Annotated in this window: 21 protein-coding genes; 17 read left to right on the forward strand and 4 right to left on the reverse strand. The window is 65.3% G+C overall.

Going from position 1 to position 22,149, the window contains the following annotated elements; genetic code table 11:
* The first annotated feature begins 6 nt into the window (after positions 1-6).
* Positions 7-612, forward strand: a complete 606-nt coding sequence (locus ACZ7GB_RS18040; RefSeq protein WP_078520906.1) for a HupA family protein — start codon at positions 7-9, stop codon at positions 610-612.
* 178 nt (positions 613-790) lie between these two features.
* Here ACZ7GB_RS18040 and ACZ7GB_RS18045 read toward each other — a convergent pair whose 3' ends face one another.
* The 3 genes from ACZ7GB_RS18045 to ACZ7GB_RS18055 all read right to left on the reverse strand — a co-directional run bounded on the left by ACZ7GB_RS18045 (position 791) and on the right by ACZ7GB_RS18055 (position 5,517).
* Positions 791-2,095: an HlyD family type I secretion periplasmic adaptor subunit gene (locus tag ACZ7GB_RS18045; protein WP_472159831.1), complete on the reverse strand. Its 1,305-nt coding sequence runs from the start codon at positions 2,093-2,095 to the stop codon at positions 791-793.
* Complete coding sequence (locus ACZ7GB_RS18050) at positions 2,092-3,789, reverse strand: type I secretion system permease/ATPase (protein WP_078601262.1); 1,698 nt, start codon at positions 3,787-3,789, stop codon at positions 2,092-2,094. Before ACZ7GB_RS18050 ends, ACZ7GB_RS18045 begins: the two co-directional genes overlap by 4 nt.
* Before the next feature lie 162 nt (positions 3,790-3,951).
* Positions 3,952-5,517 (reverse strand): NAD(P)H-hydrate dehydratase, encoded by a 1,566-nt coding sequence (locus ACZ7GB_RS18055; RefSeq protein ID WP_472159833.1) that lies wholly within the window; start codon positions 5,515-5,517, stop codon positions 3,952-3,954.
* 186 nt (positions 5,518-5,703) lie between these two features.
* On the opposite strand from ACZ7GB_RS18055, the gene ACZ7GB_RS18060 reads away from it, so the two are divergent.
* From ACZ7GB_RS18060 to ACZ7GB_RS18135, 16 genes are all read left to right on the forward strand, one after another.
* Positions 5,704-6,042 carry a P-II family nitrogen regulator gene (locus tag ACZ7GB_RS18060; RefSeq protein ID WP_075775041.1) on the forward strand — a complete coding sequence of 113 codons (339 nt, stop codon included), beginning with the start codon at positions 5,704-5,706 and terminating at the stop codon, positions 6,040-6,042.
* Positions 6,043-6,113: 71 nt separating this feature from the next.
* Complete coding sequence (gene glnA, locus ACZ7GB_RS18065; protein ID WP_078520902.1) at positions 6,114-7,520, forward strand: type I glutamate--ammonia ligase; 1,407 nt, start codon at positions 6,114-6,116, stop codon at positions 7,518-7,520.
* A gap of 281 nt (positions 7,521-7,801) precedes the next feature.
* Entirely contained in the window at positions 7,802-8,233 is a 432-nt protein-coding gene (locus tag ACZ7GB_RS18070; RefSeq protein WP_472159835.1) for a glyoxalase superfamily protein, read from the forward strand.
* Positions 8,234-8,314: 81 nt separating this feature from the next.
* A complete protein-coding gene (locus ACZ7GB_RS18075; protein WP_472159836.1) occupies positions 8,315-8,869 on the forward strand; it encodes a sugar O-acetyltransferase in 555 nt (184 codons plus the stop codon).
* 79 nt (positions 8,870-8,948) lie between these two features.
* The gene (gene fabD / locus ACZ7GB_RS18080; RefSeq protein WP_472159838.1) at positions 8,949-9,878 is read left to right on the forward strand and encodes an ACP S-malonyltransferase; all 930 of its coding nucleotides are present in this window, start codon (positions 8,949-8,951) and stop codon (positions 9,876-9,878) included.
* A gap of 218 nt (positions 9,879-10,096) precedes the next feature.
* Complete coding sequence (fabG, locus tag ACZ7GB_RS18085) at positions 10,097-10,834, forward strand: 3-oxoacyl-[acyl-carrier-protein] reductase (RefSeq protein ID WP_078521048.1); 738 nt, start codon at positions 10,097-10,099, stop codon at positions 10,832-10,834.
* 215 nt (positions 10,835-11,049) lie between these two features.
* The gene (locus tag ACZ7GB_RS18090; RefSeq protein ID WP_075775036.1) at positions 11,050-11,283 is read left to right on the forward strand and encodes an acyl carrier protein; all 234 of its coding nucleotides are present in this window, start codon (positions 11,050-11,052) and stop codon (positions 11,281-11,283) included.
* Positions 11,284-11,387: 104 nt separating this feature from the next.
* Positions 11,388-11,960, forward strand: coding sequence for an RNA 2',3'-cyclic phosphodiesterase (gene thpR / locus ACZ7GB_RS18095; RefSeq protein ID WP_472159839.1), 573 nt, complete (start codon positions 11,388-11,390; stop codon positions 11,958-11,960).
* A gap of 121 nt (positions 11,961-12,081) precedes the next feature.
* Positions 12,082-13,491: a GGDEF domain-containing protein gene (locus tag ACZ7GB_RS18100; RefSeq protein ID WP_472159841.1), complete on the forward strand. Its 1,410-nt coding sequence runs from the start codon at positions 12,082-12,084 to the stop codon at positions 13,489-13,491.
* Between the two features lie 121 nt (positions 13,492-13,612).
* A complete protein-coding gene (gene fabF / locus ACZ7GB_RS18105; protein WP_472159843.1) occupies positions 13,613-14,875 on the forward strand; it encodes a beta-ketoacyl-ACP synthase II in 1,263 nt (420 codons plus the stop codon).
* Positions 14,875-16,041, forward strand: a complete 1,167-nt coding sequence (gene mltG, locus ACZ7GB_RS18110) for an endolytic transglycosylase MltG (RefSeq protein ID WP_472159844.1) — start codon at positions 14,875-14,877, stop codon at positions 16,039-16,041. Before fabF ends, mltG begins: the two co-directional genes overlap by 1 nt.
* A 157-nt stretch (positions 16,042-16,198) precedes the next feature.
* On the forward strand, positions 16,199-16,564 hold the full coding sequence (locus ACZ7GB_RS18115) for a hypothetical protein (protein WP_472159846.1): 366 nt from the start codon (positions 16,199-16,201) through the stop codon (positions 16,562-16,564).
* Entirely contained in the window at positions 16,494-18,959 is a 2,466-nt protein-coding gene (locus ACZ7GB_RS18120; protein ID WP_472159847.1) for a phage tail protein, read from the forward strand. Before ACZ7GB_RS18115 ends, ACZ7GB_RS18120 begins: the two co-directional genes overlap by 71 nt.
* Before the next feature lies 1 nt (position 18,960).
* Complete coding sequence (locus ACZ7GB_RS18125; RefSeq protein WP_078605628.1) at positions 18,961-19,305, forward strand: DUF7742 family protein; 345 nt, start codon at positions 18,961-18,963, stop codon at positions 19,303-19,305.
* Between the two features lie 29 nt (positions 19,306-19,334).
* Positions 19,335-20,141, forward strand: coding sequence for a serine O-acetyltransferase (gene cysE / locus ACZ7GB_RS18130; protein ID WP_078520891.1), 807 nt, complete (start codon positions 19,335-19,337; stop codon positions 20,139-20,141).
* 126 nt (positions 20,142-20,267) lie between these two features.
* Positions 20,268-20,702 (forward strand): DUF4174 domain-containing protein, encoded by a 435-nt coding sequence (locus ACZ7GB_RS18135; protein WP_472159849.1) that lies wholly within the window; start codon positions 20,268-20,270, stop codon positions 20,700-20,702.
* A 72-nt stretch (positions 20,703-20,774) separates the two neighbouring features.
* On the opposite strand, the gene ACZ7GB_RS18140 is transcribed toward ACZ7GB_RS18135, so the two are convergent.
* Positions 20,775-22,145, reverse strand: coding sequence for a pyruvate dehydrogenase complex dihydrolipoamide acetyltransferase (locus tag ACZ7GB_RS18140; protein ID WP_472159850.1), 1,371 nt, complete (start codon positions 22,143-22,145; stop codon positions 20,775-20,777).
* Between the last annotated feature and the right edge of the window lie 4 nt (positions 22,146-22,149).

The raw sequence follows: 22,149 nt of genomic DNA on the forward strand, positions 1-22,149 counted from the left end.
ATACGAATGAACAACAAAGTAACTTTCATCGCACTGGCGGCTGCGGCCGCCACTCTCTCGGCCTGCGGCGGCAGCGGAACCACGGTTAACACCGCCCCCACCTATGCGGAACTCGTGGCGCGCGCCGATACGGCGGCGGCTGGGGTCGTGGATCTGAGTACCGGGGATGTGACTGGCGGACGCGACGATGTGCCGAATTCGGGTACGGCCAGCTACACCGGTTACGTCAAGGGCGACCTTGACAGCGGCGGGACGTTAATCGGCGAGCTATCGCTCGACGCGAATTTCTCGGGCGGGACGGTCACCGGCTCGGCGACGAATTTCCAGCACTCGACGAAGGACGCCTATACCGGCTCGCTTACGCTTTCCGGCGGGACGATCACCGATAGCGGCGTTGTCGGGACGGCCGATACCTTCGGAGGCAGCCTCGATGGGACGCTCTCCAACGGCGGCACCGATTACACCACCTCGATTTTGCTCGACGGCGAATTCGTCGGCGGGAGCGGAGCAACGCTGCCCGACAATATTGCTGGCTATGCAGACGGCACGCTTGATGACGGGGTGACGAACGATGCGTTCACCGGAGCGTTCATCACCACGCAAACGCCCTGACCACCCCCACTTTCATCAGTGGTACCGGAAGGGCCCGGCGGAGCGATCCGCCGGGCCTTTCTCTTTCCTCCCTCGTGGCGCAACGCTCTGCTACTGATCAAGATGAACGGCCCGGCGATGTATCCGCCGGGCCGCTTATCTTTATCGTTCGTGATGCTGCTTGAAGCGGCCCCCCCCCTCATTCCCCCCGGAAGGCGCGGTTGAAATAGACCGTCAGCGGCTGGGTCAGGTATGACAGCGGCGTGCGCGCGTCGGTCTTGAGGAAGGCCTCGACCGGCATGCCGGGCATCAGCTTGACCTCGGGCAGGGCGGCCAGAGCCTCTGGATCGGGCTCCACCGTCGCCTCGTAATAGGTCTCGCGGTTCGCCTCGTCGGTCTGCACATCGGGCGAGACCCGCAGCACCTCGGCCGGGATCGCGGGCGTGGTGCGGCGATTGAAGGTCGAGAATTGCAGCGAGACCTGCTGACCGGAATAGACCTGATCGATGCTCGTCGGATCGACGCGGACCGAGACGTAGAGCGGCTGATCGCTGGGCACGAGGAACATCATCGGCTGAGCGGGCTGGATGACCGATTGCAGCGCGAAGACCTGCGAGCCGAACACCACGCCATCGACCGGCGCGCGCACGTCGAGCCGTGCGAGCTTCTCGCGCAGGGTGTTTTCGCGTTCGACCAGCGAAATCTCGTTATATTGCAGGTCGCGCAGCTGGGTGATCGCGGCCTCGCGGCGATCCTCGGACAGGCCCACGACCTCGATCTCGAGCGCCGAGATCCGCACGCGGGCTTCCGCGATGACCGAGTTCAGCCGCCCGATTTCGCCGGTCAGCTTGGCGTGTTCGCGCTGGGTGGCGAGCACGCGCGAGGCTTCCATCAGCTTGCGCTCATAGAGGCTCTGCTTGTCCTCCAGCTCCTGCGATACGAGGTCGAGCTGCTCCATCAGCGAGACGCGCTGCGCCTCGACGCCTTCGATCTGCTTTTCGATCTGCTGCTGTTGCTCGCGCAGCTGGTTGATCTTCTTGGCCATCGTCGCCTGACGCGCGGCAAAGAGGTTGCTCTGGCCCTCGCGTTGCTGGGCGACCTGCTCGGGGTCGAGCATCGGGAAGTCGGGCAGGACCGTGAAGTCGACCTTTGCCAGATCGTCGCGCTCGGCGGCGAGACGCGCCTTGCGCACCGCGATCTCCAGTAGCTGCGCCTGCACGATCGCAAGTTCCGAGCGCAGGAAGGTCCCGTCGAGTCGCAGTAGCACGTCGCCTGCATGCACCTGATCGCCGTTATGGGCGAGGATTTCACCCACGACGCCACCGTCGGGGTGCTGGATCACCTGCCGTTCGCTCTCGACCTTGACCACGCCGCGGGACACGACCGCGCCGTTGATCTTCGCGCCGACGCTCCAGGCGCCCATGCCGCCGACGAGGAGGGTGATCGCGCCGAAGCCTGCGGCGAGCAGAAGGCGGCTATTTGCGAAATCGGGAGATTTGCTCATTTCTCGGCCCTCATCGTCAGAATGCGTTGCACGTCCTGCGCGTTCTTGATCATCGACTGGATGACCTCGTCGCGCGGCCCCTGAGCGGTGATCTGGCCGCTCTCGAGGATCACGAGGCGCGAGCAGGCTTTGATCGCATTGGTGCGGTGGGTCATCAGCACGACGGATTTGCCTTCCTCGGTCATCGCCTTCACCACGGCGTTCAGCGCCTCGGAACCCTCGGAGTCGAGCGCCGAGTTCGGCTCGTCGAGCACCAGAAGCACCGGATCGTTGTAAAGCGCACGGGCCAGACCCAGCCGCTGGCGCTGGCCGCCCGAGAGCTGCGCGTCGCGCGCGCTGATATGGGTGTCATAGCCCTTGGGCAGTTGCAGGATGATCTCGTGGATATGCGCTTTCTTGGCGGCGGCCACGACCCGCTCGGCATCCGGCGATTGGGCCATCTGCGCGATGTTCTCGGCGATGGTGCCGTCGAAGGTCTTCACCACCTGCGGCAGGTAGCCAATGAACTGGCCCAGCCGCTCGGGGCTGTATTGGTCGAGCTTGGCGGCGGCGAGGCGCACTTCGCCCGCGGTGGGCGACACGAGACCCACAAGCGCCCGCGCCAGTGTCGTCTTGCCCGAGCCGCTCTTGCCGATCACGCCGATGGCTTCACCCGGCGCGACATCGAAGCTCACGTTATACAGGATCGGACGCTCGCCGCGCTTGCGCGAGACCGAAACGCCGCGCACCGACAGATCGCCCGTCGGGGCGGGCAGTTCGGTCGGCTTACGCGCCTCGGGCACGGAGCCCAGAAACGCCCGCAGCGAAGCCCAGCCGTTGCGCGCGCGGTGCAGCAGCGTCCATTGGCCCAGCACCTGCTCGACCGGGGCCAGCGCGCGGCCCAGCAGGACCGAGCCCGCGATGATCGCGCCGGCCGTCATCTCATGTTGCAGCACCAGATAGGCGCCTACGGCCAGCACCGCCGATTGCAGCAGCATCCGGAAGCCCTTGGAAAATGCGCCGAACGCGCCGGTCCAGTCGGCCGCGCGCAGCATCTTGCGCTGACCTTCGGTCTGGGTGTCCTGCCAGCGCGCGCGCATGGTCTCTCCCATGCCCTGCGCCCAGAGGTAATCGGCCCCGTCCTCGACCTGCCGCGCGATCTGGTTGCCCGCGAAAGAGGTGCCCTGCGCCTCGGTCAGGCGGGTCTGGGTGAGCCAGTGGTTGAGCAGCGAGGTCACGATCAAAAGTGCGCCGCCCGCCAGTGCCAGCCAGCCCAGAAGCGGGTGGAAGATGAAGATCGCGGCGGCGAAGACCGGCGTCCACGGAATGTCCAAGAGCGACAGCAGCACCGGCGAGGCGAAGACGGTTTTCACCGCATCGAGGTCCTGCAACGCGCTCGCGCCCTTGTCGGTGCGCCCGAGTGCTGCGCGCTCCAGCGAGGCGCGGAAGACCCGGTCGGAGAGGTTGGCGTGAAGCCGTGCGCCGACCCGCGCCATCACGCGGGCGCGGACGAACTCCAGAACGGTGTAGAACAGGTAGAGGAACACCACGAGGCCGAACAGCGCGACCAGCGTCTCTTCCGAGCGCGAACCGATCACCCGGTCATAGACCTGCAGCATGAAAAGCGGCCCGGTCAGCAGCAAAAGATTGGTGAAAAAGCTGAACAGAACAGCCGAGCCGATCAGCCCCCGGCTCCCGGAAAAAGCGCGCCGCATTTCCGACCGCGCGCCCGAAGAAGAAAGTCCCACGCCAATACCCCAAAGTTGCGTATCCCCGGGTTCATTTTCACGACGCGGTGAGGGGTATCATTGATTGATGTCAATTTTGCGCGAGGCGGGTCGAAAAAGCTGCGCGGGCAGCCGGGCGCGCAGGTGGTGTCAGCCCTGCGCCATCAGCGCGCGCAGCACCTGCGGGACCGCTTCGGGGAGGTCCTCGGCGATCAGGCCGGGGCCGAAGCTGCGCGCGGCCTCCACATGGAGCCATGCCGCGGAGGTCGCGGCGTCGAAGGGTTTGAACCCGCGCGCAAGCAGCCCCGCGATCAACCCCGCCAGCACATCGCCCGCGCCTGCGGTCGCAAGCCACGGCGCCGCGCGGTCCTGCGTCGCCGAATGCAGCGCGACGCGCCCGTTCGGGTCCGAAATCACGGTGTCGGCCCCTTTGAGCAGTACCGTACAACCCGCGCGCGCGGCGGCTTCGCGGGTGGCTTCCAGCTTGGAGTAGCTTGGATCGTCGCCTGACAGCTTCTCGGCCAGATCGGGGAAAAGTTTTTTGAATTCGCCCGGATGCGGGGTCAGCACGCAGGTCGCGTGAAGCTGGCCGAAAAGCACGCTCGGATCGTCGGCAAAGGCGCTGAGCGCATCGGCATCGAGCACCGTCGCGCGTTTGCCCCAAAGCGCCGCCGGCACCATCTCCTGCGCGCGCGCCATGCCGAGACCGGGGCCGAGGCAGAGCGCGTTTAGCCGCTCGTCGCCCAGCATCCCGCGTAAGGAATAGGCGTCGGGCAGGGCGTTCAGCATGATTGCGTCGAGATGGGCTGCGTTCTCGGCCAGCGCCTTGGGCGGGCAGGCGAGCGTCACCAGCCCCGCGCCGATCCTGAGCGCCGCCCGCGCCGCCATCCGCGCCGCCCCGCCTTTGCCCGCGCCGCCCGAGAGCACCAGTGCATGGCCGTGGCTGTATTTGTGGCCCGACTGCTTCATCAGGAAATTCGACGGGCGGTCGATCAGCTGCGCGGCGCCAGGGGTCGCATGCTGCGGCAGGCCGATATCGGTCACGACGAGGTCGCCGCGCATGGACGCGCCGCCGCCGGGCTGGTCGGGCCCGTCCGAGGGGTCGAGGTAATGGCCGCATTTCGCGCGGTGGAAGCTGACGGTCAGATCGGCTGGGAAAGCGCCGCCGAGATTGCGCCCGCTATCGGAGGAAATCCCGCTGGGAATATCGACCGCAACGGAGCGCGGGCGCGGTCCCGAGGGGTTGGAAAAGCGCCGCGGATAAATCCCGCGCCATGTTTTCGCGGTGTCGTCGGGCATCGGACGGGTCAGGCCGGTGCCAAACAAAGCGTCGATCACCAACCCGCCCTCCATATCGTCGATCCGGCCCTCGATCGCGGCATCGTCCCACGGCAGGACCGCGCCGATCTGCGCCCAGCGGTCGTGATTGGTCTGTGCATCGGGGGGCAGGCGGGTCGGGTCGCCATAGGCGTAGCAGGCGACGGTCCAGCCGCGCTCGGCCAGAAGCCGCGCGATCACATAGCCGTCGCCGCCATTGTTGCCCGGACCGCACAGCACCACCGCCTGCGAGGGCCCTGGATCGGGCCAGCGCGAGAAGATTGCCGTGACAACGCTTTCCCCGGCGCGCTCCATCAGTTCAAGGCCCGTCACCGCGCCGCTCTCGATCTCGGCGCGTTCGCATTGGCGCATTTGGCTCGCGGTCAGGATTTCGGGCATGGTCCTCGGGTCTTCAAAGGAATCGTTTTCAAACTGCTGCTTTTTTGTGCTACTTGCACGAATTGCGGGCGCGGCTTTCGGAATTCCGATCCCCTTTTCGCTCCCGTCCAGCCTAGCCGATTGCGGGGGCTTTGGGAAAGTGGTCTGAGGGGGTCGGAACGAAGACCTGACGGAGGAGTCGGCGGCATGAAAAAGGTGGAGGCGATCATCAAGCCCTTCAAACTCGATGAAGTGAAAGAAGCGCTTCAGGAAGTTGGTATTCAGGGCCTTTCGGTGATCGAGGTGAAAGGGTTCGGGCGCCAGAAGGGCCATACCGAGCTTTATCGCGGCGCCGAATATGTCGTGGATTTCCTGCCCAAGGTGAAGATCGAGATGGTGCTGCCCGACGACCTCGTCGACGCCGCCATCGAAGCGATCACGAATGCCGCGCGCACCGAGAAGATCGGCGACGGCAAGATCTTCGTCTCTCCGATGGAGCAGGCGATCCGTATCCGCACCGGCGAGTCGGGCGACGACGCGCTGTAACTTCCGCCATTCCCGCCGGGCCTCGTTGCGGGTCCGGGGATAACCCAAGCTCAACGAAAGGGTAATGTGACATGAGCATCAAGGACGCTCTCAAACTGATGAAGGACGAAGACGTCGAATACGTCGACGTTCGCTTCACCGATCCGCGCGGCAAGCTGCAGCACGTGACGCTGATGCATACCGAGGTCGACGAAGATTTCTTCGAAGAAGGCTTCATGTTCGACGGCTCCTCGATCGCGGGCTGGAAGTCGATCGATCAGTCCGACATGAAACTGATCCCCGACGCGTCCTCGGTCTATATCGACCCCTTCTACGCTGAGAAAACCATGTGCGTGCACTGCACCGTGGTCGAGCCCGACACCGGCGAACCCTATGCCCGCGACCCGCGCGGCACCGCCGAGAAGGCCGAAGCCTATCTCGTCGCCTCGGGCATCGGTGACTCGGCCTTCTTCGGTCCGGAAGCGGAATTCTTCCTCTTCGACGACGTGAAGTTCTCGGTCTCGATGAACAAGGTCTCCTACGAGGTCGACGCGCTCGACGCGGCCTGGAACACCGACACCGATTACGAGATGGGCAACATGGGCCATCGTCCGGGCGTCAAGGGCGGCTACTTCCCGGTCAACCCGGTGGATGACGCGCAGGACCTGCGTTCGGAAATGCTCTCGACCATGAAGCGCATGGGCATGAAGGTCGACAAGCACCACCACGAAGTGGCCTCGTGCCAGCACGAGCTGGGTCTGATCTTTGGGACGCTGACCAAGCAGGCCGACGACATCCAGAAGTACAAATACGTGATCCACAACGTGGCGCACGCCTATGGCAAATCGGCGACCTTCATGCCGAAGCCGATCGCGGGCGACAACGGCACCGGCATGCACGTGAACATGTCGATCTGGAAAGACGGCAAGCCGCTCTTCGCAGGCGACAAATACGCCGACCTGTCGCAGGAAGCGCTGTATTTCATCGGCGGTATCCTGAAGCACGCGAAGTCGCTCAACGCCTTCACCAACCCGTCGACCAACTCCTACAAGCGTCTGATCCCGGGCTTCGAGGCTCCGGTTCTGCGCGCGTATTCGGCTCGCAACCGCTCGGGTTGTGTCCGTATTCCGTGGGCTGAATCCCCTAAGGCAAAGCGCGTCGAAGCCCGTTTCCCCGATCCGTCGGCGAACCCCTACCTGTGCTTCTCGGCTCTGCTGATGGCTGGTCTCGACGGCATCAAGAACAAGATCGATCCGGGCCCGTCCTCGGACAAGGACCTCTACGATCTGCCGCCGGAAGAACTGGCCTCGATCCCGACCGTTTGCGCCTCGCTGCGTGAGGCGCTCGAGACGCTGGAAGCCGATCACGAGTTCCTGCTGGCCGGTGACGTGTTCACCAAGGACCAGATCGAGGGCTACATCGCACTGAAGTGGGAAGAAGTGTACGCGTTCGAGCACACCCCCCACCCGGTGGAATACAAGTACTACTACTCCTGCTAAACGGGAGAGGGACAGTGATGGGAAGGGGCGTCCGTTTGGGCGCCCCTTTCGCTTTGGGGCCTGAGATATGGCGCTTTCGCATCGCCCGACGCGGGGTAAGGCCCCGCCACTTGACAGACGCACCTGCGCCGCCCATCTGTCGGGCCTTGGCTGCCGGATGCCTGCCGCCCGCGGGGTGTGACCCTTGGTGAAATCCGGTTCACGATCGCTCTCCATTCTTTCGGGGGCTCTTCGGCAATGCGGGCCCCGAAGCGGTGGATCATCCCCGTGGAGACGAGACGATGACTGTGAACACAGTGAAAGACGTGAAGGCGCAGGCGCGCCGTCTGGCCGATGCAATGGCGCAGGCGGGTACTCCCGTTGCGCTGTCGAAAGCCTATGAGCTGACCGCGCAGGCGGCGGGTCATGCCGACTGGAACACGATGGTGGCGGCGCTGCGACGTGCCGAACCGGCAGCGCAAGCGAAGGGCTATGCCTTGGGCGATGCGGTGCGCGGGCGCTATCTGGGCCATCCGGTGAGCGGGCGCGTCCATGCGCTGCGCCGCAAGGGCGAGAGCCATTACGACATCGAGATCGCGCTGGACGAGCCGGTCGATGTCATTGAAAGCCCGGCGTTTTCCTCGATGCGGCGGCGCGTGCGCGCGACCATCGGCGCAGATGGGCGCTCGATCGGGCGGCGCTCCGACGGGGTCGCGCATCTCGAACTGGACTGAGCAGAAGGGGCGCATCTAGCGCCCCTTTTTCTTTGCGCGCGGCTGGGGCAGGATCATCCGGCGATATGGCGGGGAGGGATCATGCGCTCGGAGAAAGACAAGATGCTGGCGGGCGAGTTGTATCGCGCCGAGGGCCCGGAGATCGAAGCCGACATGGCGCGGGCCGCTGCGTGGATGGATCGGTTCAACGCCACCGTCGCGCATAGTGCCGAAGAGTGCCACGCGCTGCTGACGGAGCTGTTCGCGGACGTGGGGCAGGGCGCGCGCATTCGCCCGCCATTTCATTGCGATTACGGCAGCAATATCCGGCTCGGGGCCGGGGTTTTCCTGAATTACGACTGTGTCATTCTCGATGTGGTTGCGGTCACGATCGGCGATCGCACACAGATCGGGCCGAAGGTGCAGATCCTGACCGCCGATCATCCCCGCGATCCGGAGACGCGCCGGACGGGGCTGGAGTTCGGGCGGCCCGTGCGGATCGGCGAAGATGTCTGGATCGGCGGCGGCGCGATCCTCCTGCCGGGTATCACGGTGGGCGATGGCGCGTTGATCGGTGCGGGCGCGGTGGTGACGCGCGACGTACCTGCGGGCGCCACGGTCGCGGGTAACCCGGCGCGGATCATCGGTAAGGCTTGAGGGGGGAGAGGGGCAGCGAACTTGCCCCGCCGCGCCCTTCTCGCTAAGGGAAACCAAAGATCAATCAGGAGGATCAGGCATGAGCCGCGCATTCGTATTCCCCGGTCAGGGCGCACAGGTCACCGGCATGGGCAAGGCATTGGCCGACGCCTATCCCGCGTCGAAAGCGGTGTTCGAAGAGGTCGATGACGCGCTCGGGCAAAAGCTGAGCACGCTCATCTGGGAAGGCGAGCAGGACGAGCTGACGCTGACCGCCAATGCGCAGCCCGCGCTGATGGCGACCTCGATCGCAGCCCTGCGCGCGCTGGAGGCCGAAGGCTATGCGGTGACTGACGCGGCCTATGTCGCGGGTCACTCGCTGGGCGAATATTCGGCGCTTTGTGCGGCGGGGTCGCTGAGCCTGGCCGACACCGCGCGCCTGCTGCGCGTGCGCGGCGATGCGATGCAATCGGCGGTGCCGGTGGGTGTGGGCGCGATGGCCGCGATCCTCGGGCTCGATTTCGAGGCGGCGTCGAAAGTCGCGGCTGAGGCGGCGCAGGGCGAGGTCTGTCAGGCCGCGAATGATAACGATCCGAGCCAGGTCGTGATCTCGGGCGACAAGGCGGCGGTCGAGCGCGCAACCGTACTCGCCAAGGAAGCGGGCGCGAAGCGCGCCGTGATGCTGCCGGTCTCCGCGCCGTTCCATTGCGCGCTGATGCAGCCCGCCGCGGATGCGATGGATGCGGCTCTGGCAGGCGTCGAGATCAAGGCGCCTGTCGTGCCGCTGGTCGCCAATGTTCGCGCCGAGGCGGTGAGCGACCCGGCCCTGATCCGCGAGCTGCTGGTCGAGCAGGTCACGGGCTCGGTGCGCTGGCGCGAGAGCGTGGCGTGGATGGCCGGTCAGGGCGTCGACGAGATCTGGGAAATCGGCGCGGGCAAGGCGCTGTCGGGCATGATCCGCCGGATCGCGAAAGAGGTGACCTGCCGCGCGGTCGGCACGCCGGAGGATATCGCCGCGCTGAAGGGCTGAGGGCTACGCCGGGGGATCCTCCCCCGGACCCCCTGGATATTTTCGTCAAGAGGAAGCGCAGGCCGACCGGTTCGAAAGCGAATTGGTCGGCTTTTCATACGTTTGTGATCGCGATGGGCTGTCGCCCCGACGTGCGCAACTATGGCGTGTAGCACTTAGAGTTCCCTAACGGCGCTTTCGCTGCTAAGAGAGCGCCAACTTAGATAAGAGGTAGCATGATGTTCGATCTGAAAGGCAAACGCGCGCTTGTCACCGGGGCTTCTGGCGGGATCGGCGCCGAAATCGCGCGGGCCCTCCATGCGGGCGGTGCGTCGGTGGCACTGTCGGGCACGCGGGTCGAGCCGCTCGAGGCACTGGCCGCCGAGCTGGGCGAGGGCGCGTATGTTTGCCCGGCGAATCTGAGCGATCCGGAATCGGTCGAGGCGCTGCCGAAAGCGGCGATCGAGGCGATGGGCGGCTTGGATATCCTCGTGAACAATGCCGGCATCACGCGTGATCAGCTGACGATGCGGATGTCGGACGAGGATTGGCAATCGGTGATCGACGTGAACCTGACGGCGGCGTTCCGCCTGATGCGTGCGGTTCTCCGCCCGATGATGAAAGCGCGCTGGGGCCGGATCATCAACATCACCTCCGTCGTCGGGCAGACCGGCAATCCCGGTCAGGTGAACTATGCGGCTGCCAAGGCGGGTCTTGTCGGCGCGTCGAAATCGCTCGCGCAGGAAGTCGCGACGCGCGGCGTGACGGTGAACTGCGTGGCGCCGGGCTTCATCGAGACGCCGATGACGGAAAAGCTCACCGAGGCTCAGAAGGACGCGATCCTGTCGGGTATCCCGGCCGGGCGCATGGGCACGCCGGAAGAAATCGCGGCTGCGGTGCGCTACATCGCAAGTCCCGAGGCGGGCTACGTCACCGGTGCGGTGCTGCACGTCAACGGCGGCGGGACGATGGCCTGACGTCTTTGTGACCCTAGGGCACGAAGGCCTTTGATAGGATAGAGAAACGTCTTGCCATGAGCCACGGCAATCGCTAAGAGCGCTGCAGACGGGCCGGGCGTAAAAGCCACGGCTCTGAATTGCGGTCTTCGGGTTGACCCGGGGCGCGCGGGTTGAGACGCTCGTATTCGAGCAAGCATGAACGGGCTAGGCCCTATAAACTTTGAGGAATTGACATGAGCGACATCGCTGATCGCGTGAAGAAGATCGTCGTGGAGCATCTCGGCGTGGAAGAGGACAAGGTCACTGAGAGCGCCTCGTTCATCGACGACCTCGGTGCGGACAGCCTCGACACGGTCGAGCTGGTCATGGCCTTCGAAGAAGAGTTCGGCATCGAGATCCCCGATGACGCCGCCGAGAACATTCAGACCGTCGGCGATGCGGTGAAATTCATCTCGGAAGCGCAGTAAGCCTTTTACGGCTGACGCTGAGAGAGAGTTAAGGGCGGCGCTTCGGGGAACCGGAGCGCCGCTTTTCTTTTGCGCAAAGCGCGCGTGCGTTCGGGGGAGGGAAGATGCGTAGTTTCGTCGCGATCGAGCTGCCCGAGGCGCATATCGAGGCCATCGAGCGGTTGCAGCAGGCGCTCGGCGCGGGCCGGATCGTGCAGCCCGAGAACCTGCATCTGACGCTGGCCTTTCTCGACGAGATCGACGCAGGCCAGCTCGAGGCGCTGGACGAGGGGCTGCGGGCCATCGACTGGGCGCCCGGGCCGGAGGTGGCGCTGGCGGGGCTGGAGATTTTCGGCAGTGCCGCGCGACCGGAGGCGCTGGTGCTGGGCGTGCAGGCCGATCCCAACCTCGACCGTTGGCACCGCGCGGTGATGGGCGCCGCGCGTCTGGCAGAGATCGACCTGCCGCGGCGGCGGTTTCGTCCGCATGTCACCCTGGCGCGGTTCGGCAAGCGCGCATCCCCGGGGGATTTGCTGCGGCTGGGGCGACTCATGGCGGCGCAAGGCGCTGTGAAGCTGCCCGCTTTCGCGCCCGCGCAGGTGGCGTTGATCCAGTCCACGCTGGGACACGGGCCGCCGCGGCATGACGTTTTGATGCGCTATCCGGATGAAAAATCTGTGCAATTCGCGAAGACTTGACCGAAAGTGCAATCGTGCCCGCGCGGCTGTTAACCCTTCGTTAACGAATTAGGCGTCCCTTGGAGAGGTCGCGGGTGCCTTATGAAAAATGCCCTTCTGCCCGCGCAGTTGAGGTCACGTTATGTCTGTGTTTCGCCGGGCTCGGGTTCTGATCCGTCCTCTTTTGGTTTTCGCCGCCGCGCTTGCGGGGTTGGCTCTGCTGGCGCAGATGGCCACCGCGCTGTCGGGCGAGGATATGGTCGTGCGCGCGCTCACGTCGTGGAACGCGATGGGCGCGTGGACGGCGTTGGCCATTCTGGCGATGGCGGGCGCGATTGCGTTTCGGCGCGAGGCACCGAATGTGGCGCGCGGGCTGGCGGCGGGAACGCTGTTGCTGTGCCTGTTCTCGAACGTTGCGGAGGTCTATGACCTGAGCGGAGCGGGGGCGATCGGGGGAGGCGCGGCCGCGCTCTTGGCGATCACCGCGGCGGGGTTCTTCGCGCTGGAGGCGGGTGCTTATCTGTTTGGAACGATTGCCTATCTGACGGTGTTCGGCGGGGCTTTGATGTACCTGCTGTCGCACAGTATCGCGACCAGCCGGCTGGCGGAGGGCGTGTCGATCGGGGCGGCGCTGGCGATCATGTGTCTTGCCTATGCGGGGCTCATCTGCCGCAGCGATCGTGGGGTGATGCGGGTGCTGCTCAACGAGCATGCCTCGGGGCGGCAGGCACGGGCGCAGATGCTTCTGGGGGTCGTCGCGCCCTTCCTGCTGGGCACCTTCTACCTGCTCAGCGATCAGGGGAGTCAGGTGCGCGCGGAGCTGCTGTTGCTGGTCGCGACCATCGTGGGGGTGAATATCGGGCTGATCATCCTGATGGCCGTCTCGCTGGAGCGGGTGGATCATGCACGGCGCAAGGCCGAGCGGGAACTGGTGAACCGGGCGATGCGCGATGGGCTGACGGGGCTGTTCAACCGGGAGATGCTCGGGCGGCGTTTCGCGCAGTATTACACGCAGGGGATGCGCGAGCAGGTGCCTTTCACGGCGCTGATGGTCGACCTCGACCATTTCAAGCAGATCAACGATCTGGGCGGGCATTCTCTGGGCGATCGCGTTCTGCGCCGCACGGCGCGGGCGATGCGGGCGCAGCTGCGGCTGGAGGATACGATGGCGCGGGTCGGCGGCGAGGAATTCGCGGTGATCCTGCCGGGGGCGGGGCTGGTCGAGGCGCTCGAAGTGGCGGAGCGGCTGCGCGCCTGTGTGGCGGGACTGCGTTTCGAGGATCAGTACGGCGCGGCGCTGCAGGTCACTGTCTCGATCGGGGTGGCCGAATGGGAGCGCGGCGAGGAGCTGCGGAGCCTCTATGCGCGCGCCGACGGGGCGCTCTACGCGGCGAAGAATGGCGGGCGCGACCGGGTGTTGCTGGCGCCGCCCACCACTCAGATGCGCTGCACCGCGCTGACGCTGCCGCCCCTGAGCGCGGGGCGGGCGCCGACGGCTGTGCCGACGCTCCCGGCACGGCAGACTGAACCGGTTCGCGCCCCGCAACGCTAGCCCCCTCACGCGCCGTCCGTCCTGAACGGTAACCCGCCCGTCGCAATGGGTTATGATTGCGCCTTTGCGCGCCCCCGTGTATCAGGTCTGCCAAGATATTTGGCTGAGAAAGAGGTCGGGCATGCGTCGGGTAGTAGTCACGGGTCTGGGAATGGTCACGCCGCTGGCTTGCGGCGTCGAGGAGACCTGGTCGCGGCTTATCGCGGGACAATCGGGGGCGGGCGCGATCTCGCGCTTCGATGCGTCCAATGTGACCACGAAATACGCCTGCGAGATTCCGCTGGGCGACGGGTCCGACGGCACGTTCAATGCCGATAACTGGATGGAGCCGAAAGAGCAGCGCAAGGTCGACGATTTCATCCTCTACGGGATGACGGCGGCGACGCAGGCGGTGAAGGATTCCGGCTGGGAGCCGCAGGACGAAGAGAGCCGTCTGCGCACCGGTGTGATGATCGGCTCGGGGATCGGCGGTCTCAGCTCGATCGCGGATACGGCCGTTCTGATCAAGGAAAAGGGCGTTCGCCGCGTCAGCCCGTTCTTCATTCCGGGGGCGCTGATCAACCTCGTCTCGGGGCAGGTCTCGATCCGCTTCGGCTTCAAGGGCCCGAACCATGCGGTCGTCACCGCCTGCTCGACCGGCGCGCATGCCATTGGCGATGCGGCGCGTCTGATCATGCTGGGCGACGCCGATGTGATGGTCGCGGGCGGCGCGGAAAGCCCGATCTCGGAGATCGGCATCGCGGGCTTCAACGCGTGCAAGGCGCTGTCCACGAAGCGCGGCAACGAGCCGGAAGCTGCGAGCCGTCCGTGGGATGCCGATCGCGACGGGTTCGTGATGGGCGAGGGCGCGGGCTGCGTCGTGCTGGAGGAATACGAGCACGCCAAGGCGCGCGGCGCGAAGATCTATGCCGAAGTGCTGGGCTATGGCCTGTCGGGCGACGCCTATCACATCACCGCGCCGTCCGAAGATGGCGATGGCGGCTTCCGCGCGATGAAAGCTGCACTGGAGCGTGCCGATCTGAACCCCGATCAGGTGGATTACATCAACGCGCATGGCACTTCGACCATGGCCGACGTGATCGAGCTGGGCGCGGTGCAGCGCCTGCTGGGCGATGCGGCCTCGAAAGCCACGATGAGCTCGACCAAGTCCTCGGTGGGCCACCTTCTGGGGGCTGCGGGCGCTGTGGAGGCGATCTTCTCGATCCTCGCGATCCGCGACCAGATCGCACCGCCGACGCTGAATCTGGAAAATCCGCCGGAAGAGGCTGTGATCGACCTCGCGCCGAAGGCTGCGGTCAAGCGCAAGATCGACGTCGCGCTGTCCAACAGCTTCGGCTTCGGTGGCACCAATGCGAGCCTCGTGATGGGCAAGGTGGATAGCTGATGTGGCGTAACATCGTCTCGAATTTCCTGACGCTGCTGATCGTTATTCTCGTCGCGCTTGGCGGGTTGGTCGCCTGGGCGAAGAACCAATATGTCGAGCCCGGCCCGCTGGCCGAGGCGATGTGCCTGCGCGTCGCGCCGGGCGAAAGCCTGCAGGGCGTGTCGTCTACTCTGAAAGACAAGGGGGCGATCTCGTCCTCCTATCTGTTCCGCACGGGCGCGCAGTACGAGGAAAAGGCCGACAAGCTGAAATTCGGCTCCTACCTGATCGAGCCGAACACCTCGATGCAGTCCATCGTCGGTCAGATCACCTCCGGTGGTCCGTCGACCTGCGGGTCGGAACTGGTGTTCCGGATCGGGGTGAACGGCAACGAAGTGCTGCTGCGCGAGCTGGACCCGACCACGGGCGATTACCAGAAGGTCGCGGAGTACAATCCCGAGAGCGAGAAGCCGCCCGAAGGGTTCGAGGACAAGGCCGACCGTGCCGATGTCCGCACCCGCGTGACGGTGGTCGATGGTGTGACCAGCTGGCAGATCGTGCAGGGTCTGCAGGAAGCGAGCTTCCTGTCGGGCAAGATCGACGGGGTGCCGGGCGAAGGCACGCTCGCACCTGACAGCTACGAGGTGACGCGCGGGGCCGACCGGCAGGCGCTGATCGGTCTGATGGCCGATCGCCAGTCGAAAATCCTCGCCGACGCCTGGGACGGACGCGCCGAGGGGCTGCCCTATGACGATCCGCAGCAGGCGCTGACCATGGCGTCGATCGTCGAGAAGGAAACCGGTGTGCCCGAAGAGCGCCCGGAAGTGGCGAGCGTCTTCATCAACCGCCTCGAGAAGGGGATGCGTCTGCAGACCGACCCGACGGTGATCTACGGCGTGACCGAGGGCAAGGGGGTGCTGGGCCGCGGTCTGCGCCAGTCCGAGCTGCGCAAGGCGACGCCCTACAACACCTATGTCATCGACGGGTTGCCGCCCGGACCGATCGCGAATCCGGGCAAGGCGGCCATCGAGGCGGCGCTGCATCCCGATTCGACCGACTACCTGTTCTTCGTGGCCGATGGCTCCGGCGGACATGCGTTCTCGAGCACGATCGAGGAGCATAACAAGAACGTGGCGAAGTGGCGCGAGATCGAGAAACAGCGTCAGGAAGATGCGTCAAGCAACTGATAACTCAGAAAGAACCCCGGTTTTCGCCGGGGTTCTTTTTTGACTGGAGTGCACAACCCAGAATTTAGAGCTTGACTTTGCGAACGCTCTCGGGTAGAGATTTGGCACGCTAGGAGAAGTGGGCAAGCGCCGCGGGGAAACCCGACGGCGTTTTTTCATGTCTCTCGAACGGACCAACTTGGAACGGGTGGGTTCGTCAGTGATGCAAGACAACAAAGTGAACGAGGCGGGGGCGCCGGTCGATCTTCTGGATCAGACCGAAGCGCTCTATCGGGACGTGGCCGAGGAGCTGGCGCAGGCGCTGCAGGGGGTGCGGCGTGGCGACATATCCGAGGCGAAAGCGGCGGTGCAGGCGGTCAAGGACCTCCGCACCGCTTTTCATTTGGTGATGGAGGAACGATCGCGTGTCGAGAAACTCCGCAGACAGCTGGCAGGTGTCGCCGCCGGACGCGATGGCGCGCTCGACTTCGATGCCGCCAGAGCTGAAATCGGGCGCCGCTTGGCTCGCCTCCGCGACGCCTGAGAGCGTCGAGGCGTTTCTCGACGGGCTCGACGACAATGCATTGCTCGCGCTGCCCTGGATCTTCGAGTTCTGGGCGTTGGATCATCAGCTTCCGCCCGAAGGGGATTGGAAGTCCTGGGTGATCATGGGCGGACGCGGCGCGGGCAAGACGCGGGCCGGGGCCGAGTGGGTGCGTGCGCAGGTGGAAGGCGCACGCCCGCTCGACCCCGGAAGGGCGCGGCGCGTGGCGCTGGTCGGTGAGACCTTCGATCAGGTGCGCGATGTGATGGTGATGGGGGAGAGCGGGATCTTGGCCTGCTCTCCGCCCGACCGCAGGCCCGACTGGGAGGCGGGGCGGCGTCGGCTCGTCTGGCCGAACGGGGCGACCGCGCAGGCCTTCTCGGCCTATGAGCCGGAGTCGCTGCGCGGGCCGCAATTCGACGCGGCCTGGGTCGATGAAATGGGTTGTGCGGCCATCGACAAGGGGACGAACGAGCCGAACAAGTTCCTCGATCCGAAAAGCTCGGAAAGCGCGCTGCCGCATTACTCGGATGGGCGGCGCGATGATTACATCCAGATGCAATATCTGCGGGCGATGACCGAATATTGGGGGGATGCGGCCAACAATCCGCTCTCGGAATATTACGGCGGGACGATGGTGGATATGGCGCGCGCCCATGTCTGGGCGTGGGATGTCCGACCCTATCCGCAATTTCCCGGTCTGCCGGAGGTATGGGACGACGCGGCGAACTACGCGCGGGGGCATTGGATCTCTGGGCGGGCGACAGCACAGCCTCTGGCGCATGTCGTGGGCGAGATTTGTGCGCTCGCGGGGGTCGAGGTGTTCGATGTGAGCGCGTTGCATGGGGTGGTGCGCGGATATGCGATGCCCGGGGGGATCACACCGCGCGGTGCGCTGCAGTCGCTGAGCCTGATCTACGGTTTCGATGCGGTGGAGCGCGACGGGGAGTTGGTGTTCCGGATGCGTGATGCGTCGGTCGATGCGGAGGTGGCGCCTCCGCTGCTGGCGCTGGATGGCGACGATCAGAGCCTTGAGACGCGCCGTGCGCCGGAGGCGGAGATCGCGGGGCGCGTACGACTGGCCTATGTCGAGGCCGATGGTAGCTTCGAGGCCCGCGCCGTGGAGGCGATTTTCCCCGACGAGGAAAACGGCCCCGCCTCTGCGAGCGAGGCGCCCCTGGCGCTGACGCGGGCGGAGGGAATGCGTGTCGTGAACCGCTGGCTCTCGGAGGCGCGGGTGGCGCGCGATACGGCGCAGTTCACGCTTCCGCCGTCGATGGGGTGGCTAGGGCCGGGGGATGTCGTGCTGCTGCAGACCGAGGAGGGCGCGCGGCGCTACCGGATCGACCGGATGGAGCGTGCGGAGGCGATCCGTGTGGAGGCGGTCCGGGTCGAGCCGGGAATCTATGAGGCCTCGGAAGAGACCGACGAGGTTGCGCGGATCGAGAGCTTCACGCCGCCTGTGCCGGTCACACCAGTATTCCTTGATTTGCCGTTGTTGACAGGCGCGGAAGACGCTTACGCGCCGCATCTGGCAGTCACGTCGAGCCCTTGGCCGGGAGCGGCCGCGCTGTATTCGGCGCTGGAGGATGCGGGCTATGCGCTGAATGCCAAGGTCGAAACCCAAGCTGCGATTGGGGTGACCCAAACGATCTTGTCGCGTGCGCAGAGCGGGCTCTGGGATCGCGGGCCGAGCTTGCGCGTGAAGATGTTGTCGGGGGCCCTGGAAAGCGCGAGCGAAGAGGGCGTGCTGGCGGGGCTCAACGCGATGGCGATCGGGGATGGCTCGTCGGATCGCTGGGAGGTGTTCCAGTTCCGGACCGCCGAGCCGGTCGAGCCGGGCGTCTGGGACGTCTCGTTGCGCTTGCGCGGGCAGGCGGGGAGCGATGCGCTCATGCCCGATGCTTGGCCGGAAGGCTCGGTGGTCGTGCTGCTCGACGGGACGCCGCGCCAGATCGAGGTGTCGCCCTCGGCGCGAAATCAGGCGCGTCACTACCGGGTGGGGCCTGCCGGTCGTGGCTATGATGATCCCTCCTATATTCATACGGTTCAAGCCTTTGCGGGCATCGGGCTGCGGCCCTTGTCGCCTTGTCATTTGTGCGCGCAGTCGCTGGGCGGGGATCTGCGGCTGAGTTGGGTGCGGCGGACGCGGATCGGGGGCGACGACTGGGAGGCGCTGGACGTGCCTTTGGGCGAGGTGTCGGAGCGCTATCGGGTGCGGGTGTTTGAGGGGCAGGCGATCCGGCGCGAGGTTGTCGTAAGCGCACCGGATTGGACTTATGGCGCGGCAGAGCGCAAGGAAGACGGGATGATCGGCGCGCCGAGCTTCGAGGTGGCGCAGATATCGGATGTCTTCGGGCCGGGGTTGCCAGCACGGCTGACCTGGACCGGGTGAGATGCGCGCGGTGCTGGACGGCGATCTGATGGCGCTCGCGCGGGTGGTGATGCTTTGGCCCGATGAGCAGCGTCCGGACCAGCTTCTGCGACTCCTCGATCGGGTTCACGCGGCGGACCTCTATTGCAAGCGATTCCGCCGCGCGCATCCGCACTGGGGGAACGGCTCGGTCCTGAGCATGGCGTTGGGCCTGCCTCGGGCGAAGGCGGGGCCGGGCGATCCGCGCTATCTGCAGGCGCTGGGCTATGTCTGTGCGGGGATGGCCGCGTGGCGCTTGACGCGACAGCCCCTTAAGCGAAATGACGAAATGCCCCTTCCTCTATTCGCCGGAAAGCCTATGTGTTAAGTTCTTGCGCGCGAAGAGGGAGTAATCCGATGAACAAGCAGATGGCCAAGGTTGCAACCGTCGATCCGGTCTGGACGCAGATTTGCGACGAGGCGCGGGCTGCGGTGCGTGACGAGCCGCTTCTGGGGTCCTTGATCCATGCCGGGCTCTTGCATCATCCGACGCTCGAACGGGCGCTGGCCTATCGTTTCTCGATGAAACTGGCCTCGGCGGAGATGAGCGAGCAGCTTCTGCGTGAGATCGCCGAGGAAGCTTTCGCTGCCGATCCCGCTTTGGGGCAGGCGGCGCGGGCCGATCTGGTGGCCGTGCACGAGCGCGACCCAGCCTGCCACCGGCTGATCCAGCCTCTGTTGTTCTTCAAGGGGTTTCAGGCGCTGCAAAGCTACCGGATCGCGCATTGGCTGTTCACGAACGGTCGCCGCGACATGGCCTATTTCGTGCAGATGCGGACCTCCGAGCTGTTCGGCGTGGACATCCATCCCGGCGCGAAGATCGGGCGCGGCATCATGATGGACCATGCCCATTCGATCGTGATCGGCGAAACGGCTGTCGTGGGCGACAATGTCTCGATGCTGCATTCGGTGACGCTTGGCGGGACCGGCAAGGAAGACGAAGAGCGTCACCCGAAGATCGGCAATGGTGTGCTGATCGGGGCTGGCGCGAAAGTGCTCGGCAATATCCATGTCGGCGATTACAGCCGGATCGCGGCGGGCTCGGTGGTGCTGGAAGACGTGCCGTGCTGCAAGACCGTGGCCGGGGTGCCCGCGAAGATCGTCGGCGAGGCGGGCTGCGACCGTCCCGCGCGCGAGATGGATCAGCTTTTGCACAGCAAGTGAGCGCATCTCTCATGGAATAGACAGGCGGGGCTTCGGCCCCGCTTTTTTCATATCTGGCACCTGGCTAAAGTGAACCCGGGCAGGGGCGCAGGGCGTAGCTCTCGTGACAGATCACAGGAGTGCGAAATGAAACCGATTTGGATGACCGGGCTCGCGGCCCTTCTCGTTTGCGCGCCGGTGGGACTTGCGAGTGCCAGCGCGAGTGTCGACTTTCAGACGCTGCCAGCGGATCAGAGCGATCTCGCGTCGTATCGCTGGGATCGCCGCGTGGTGCTGATCTTCGCCGCGTCCGACGCGGATCCGCAGCTTCGCGCAGCGCGGAAAATGGTGAATGCACAGGCTGCGGGAATTTCGGAACGTGACATCACCGTTCTCGCCGACACGACACCGGAAAAGGCTGGCGCGTTGCGCGGCAAGTTCGGGGTCGACGGGTTTCGGATGCTGCTGATCGGTAAGGACGGCGGGGTGAAGATGGACCGCGCGGAACCGATCTCCGCGGAGACGCTGTTCTCCACCATTGATGCGATGCCGATGCGTCAGCGTGAGATGCGAGACGACTAATCTGTTGAGGATAAACGAAGGCCCGGACCTAGCGGTCCGGGCCTTCTGTCATTTTCAGCAAATGGCGTGGCCTCAGGCCAGCATCAGCATCGGGTTCTCGAGGTTCTCGCAGATCGCCTTCATCAGCTCCGCACCGAGCGCGCCGTCGATCACACGGTGATCGACCGAGAGCGTCATCGACATGACGGTCGCCACTTCGATCTCGCCTTCGGCATTCACGACCGGCTGCTTGATCCCAGCGCCGACGGCGAGGATCGCGCCATGCGGCGGGTTGATGACCGCGTCGAAATTCTCGATCCCGAACATGCCGAGATTGGAGATCGCGAAGCTGCCGCCCTGATATTCATGCGGTGCAAGCTTGCGGTCGCGGGCACGGGTGGCGAGGTCCTTCATCTCCGCGGAAAGCGTCGAGAGCGACTTCATCTCCGCATCCTTCAGCACCGGGGTGAACAGCCCGCCTTCGATTGCGACCGCGACGGCCACGTCCGAGGGCTTCAGCTTGAACACCTTGTCACCGGCCCAGACGGCATTCGCATCCGGCACCGATTGCAGCGCCAGCGCGCAGGCCTTGATGATGAAGTCGTTGACCGACAGCTTCACGCCGCGCCCCTCGAGCTGCTTGTTGAGCTGCGAGCGGAATTTCATCAGCGCGTCGAGTTTGACCGAACGGCGCAGATAGAAATGCGGGATCGTCTGCTTGGCCTCGGTGAGACGCGCGGCGATGGTCTTGCGCATCCCGTTAAGCTCGATCTCCTCGTATTCGCGACCCTCATACATCTTCGCGATGGTCGAGGAGGAGACGGATGCCGCTGCCGGGGCAGGGGCCGCAGCCTCCGCTTTCGGAGCGTCCGCCTTGGCCGGGGCTGCCTTGCCACCTTGGGCGGCTTCGACATCGGCCTTCACGATACGACCTTTCGGGCCCGAGCCTTTGAGCGCGGCCAGATCGACGCCCTTGTCGGCGGCGATGCGGCGTGCGAGCGGCGAGGCGAAGACACGCTTGCCATCCGCATCCTGCGGCGCGGCAGGCGCTTTTTCCGTCTTCGGTGCGGCGCTCGCACCTTTCGAGCCACCGGCTTTCGCGCCGGTCTTTTCGGCGGGCGCGTTGTCGGCGTCCTTGGTCTCTTTCGCATCTTCGGCGGCTTCGGCTTGTGCTTCCCCGGGAACGGGGCTCTCGGCCTCGTCCACGGCGGAGGCATCCTCGCCCTCTTCCAGCAGCACGGCGATCGGGTCGTTGACCTTCACACCCGAGGTGCCTTCCGAGACGAGGATTTTGCCGATCACGCCTTCATCCACGGCCTCGAATTCCATCGTGGCCTTGTCGGTCTCGATCTCCGCGATGATGTCGCCAGAGGAGACTTCGTCACCCTCTTTCACGAGCCATTTCGCGAGCGTGCCTTCCTCCATCGTGGGCGACAGGGCGGGCATCAAAATCTGGGTTGCCATTGCG

The organism is Thioclava sp. PTB-PU3-1 (assembly GCF_055666785.1).

Bases quoted from the DNA above. Each gene is read 5' to 3' on its own strand.
- ACZ7GB_RS18125 (WP_078605628.1), top strand. From the start codon at position 18,961: ATGCGCGCGGTGCTGGACGGCGATCTGATGGCGCTCGCGCGGGTGGTG.
- glnA (WP_078520902.1), top strand. From the start codon at position 6,114: ATGAGCATCAAGGACGCTCTCAAACTGATGAAGGACGAAGACGTCGAA.
- fabG (WP_078521048.1), top strand. From the start codon at position 10,097: ATGTTCGATCTGAAAGGCAAACGCGCGCTTGTCACCGGGGCTTCTGGC.
- ACZ7GB_RS18050 (WP_078601262.1), bottom strand. From the start codon at position 3,789: ATGCGGCGCGCTTTTTCCGGGAGCCGGGGGCTGATCGGCTCGGCTGTT.
- mltG (WP_472159844.1), top strand. From the start codon at position 14,875: ATGTGGCGTAACATCGTCTCGAATTTCCTGACGCTGCTGATCGTTATT.
- ACZ7GB_RS18060 (WP_075775041.1), top strand. From the start codon at position 5,704: ATGAAAAAGGTGGAGGCGATCATCAAGCCCTTCAAACTCGATGAAGTG.
- ACZ7GB_RS18055 (WP_472159833.1), bottom strand. From the start codon at position 5,517: ATGCCCGAAATCCTGACCGCGAGCCAAATGCGCCAATGCGAACGCGCC.
- ACZ7GB_RS18115 (WP_472159846.1), top strand. From the start codon at position 16,199: ATGTCTCTCGAACGGACCAACTTGGAACGGGTGGGTTCGTCAGTGATG.
- ACZ7GB_RS18140 (WP_472159850.1), bottom strand. From the start codon at position 22,145: ATGGCAACCCAGATTTTGATGCCCGCCCTGTCGCCCACGATGGAGGAA.
- fabD (WP_472159838.1), top strand. From the start codon at position 8,949: ATGAGCCGCGCATTCGTATTCCCCGGTCAGGGCGCACAGGTCACCGGC.
- ACZ7GB_RS18090 (WP_075775036.1), top strand. From the start codon at position 11,050: ATGAGCGACATCGCTGATCGCGTGAAGAAGATCGTCGTGGAGCATCTC.
- fabF (WP_472159843.1), top strand. From the start codon at position 13,613: ATGCGTCGGGTAGTAGTCACGGGTCTGGGAATGGTCACGCCGCTGGCT.
- ACZ7GB_RS18120 (WP_472159847.1), top strand. From the start codon at position 16,494: ATGGCGCGCTCGACTTCGATGCCGCCAGAGCTGAAATCGGGCGCCGCT.
- ACZ7GB_RS18040 (WP_078520906.1), top strand. From the start codon at position 7: ATGAACAACAAAGTAACTTTCATCGCACTGGCGGCTGCGGCCGCCACT.
- ACZ7GB_RS18070 (WP_472159835.1), top strand. From the start codon at position 7,802: ATGACTGTGAACACAGTGAAAGACGTGAAGGCGCAGGCGCGCCGTCTG.
- ACZ7GB_RS18100 (WP_472159841.1), top strand. From the start codon at position 12,082: ATGTCTGTGTTTCGCCGGGCTCGGGTTCTGATCCGTCCTCTTTTGGTT.
- ACZ7GB_RS18135 (WP_472159849.1), top strand. From the start codon at position 20,268: ATGAAACCGATTTGGATGACCGGGCTCGCGGCCCTTCTCGTTTGCGCG.
- thpR (WP_472159839.1), top strand. From the start codon at position 11,388: ATGCGTAGTTTCGTCGCGATCGAGCTGCCCGAGGCGCATATCGAGGCC.
- ACZ7GB_RS18075 (WP_472159836.1), top strand. From the start codon at position 8,315: ATGCGCTCGGAGAAAGACAAGATGCTGGCGGGCGAGTTGTATCGCGCC.
- cysE (WP_078520891.1), top strand. From the start codon at position 19,335: ATGAACAAGCAGATGGCCAAGGTTGCAACCGTCGATCCGGTCTGGACG.
- ACZ7GB_RS18045 (WP_472159831.1), bottom strand. From the start codon at position 2,095: ATGAGCAAATCTCCCGATTTCGCAAATAGCCGCCTTCTGCTCGCCGCA.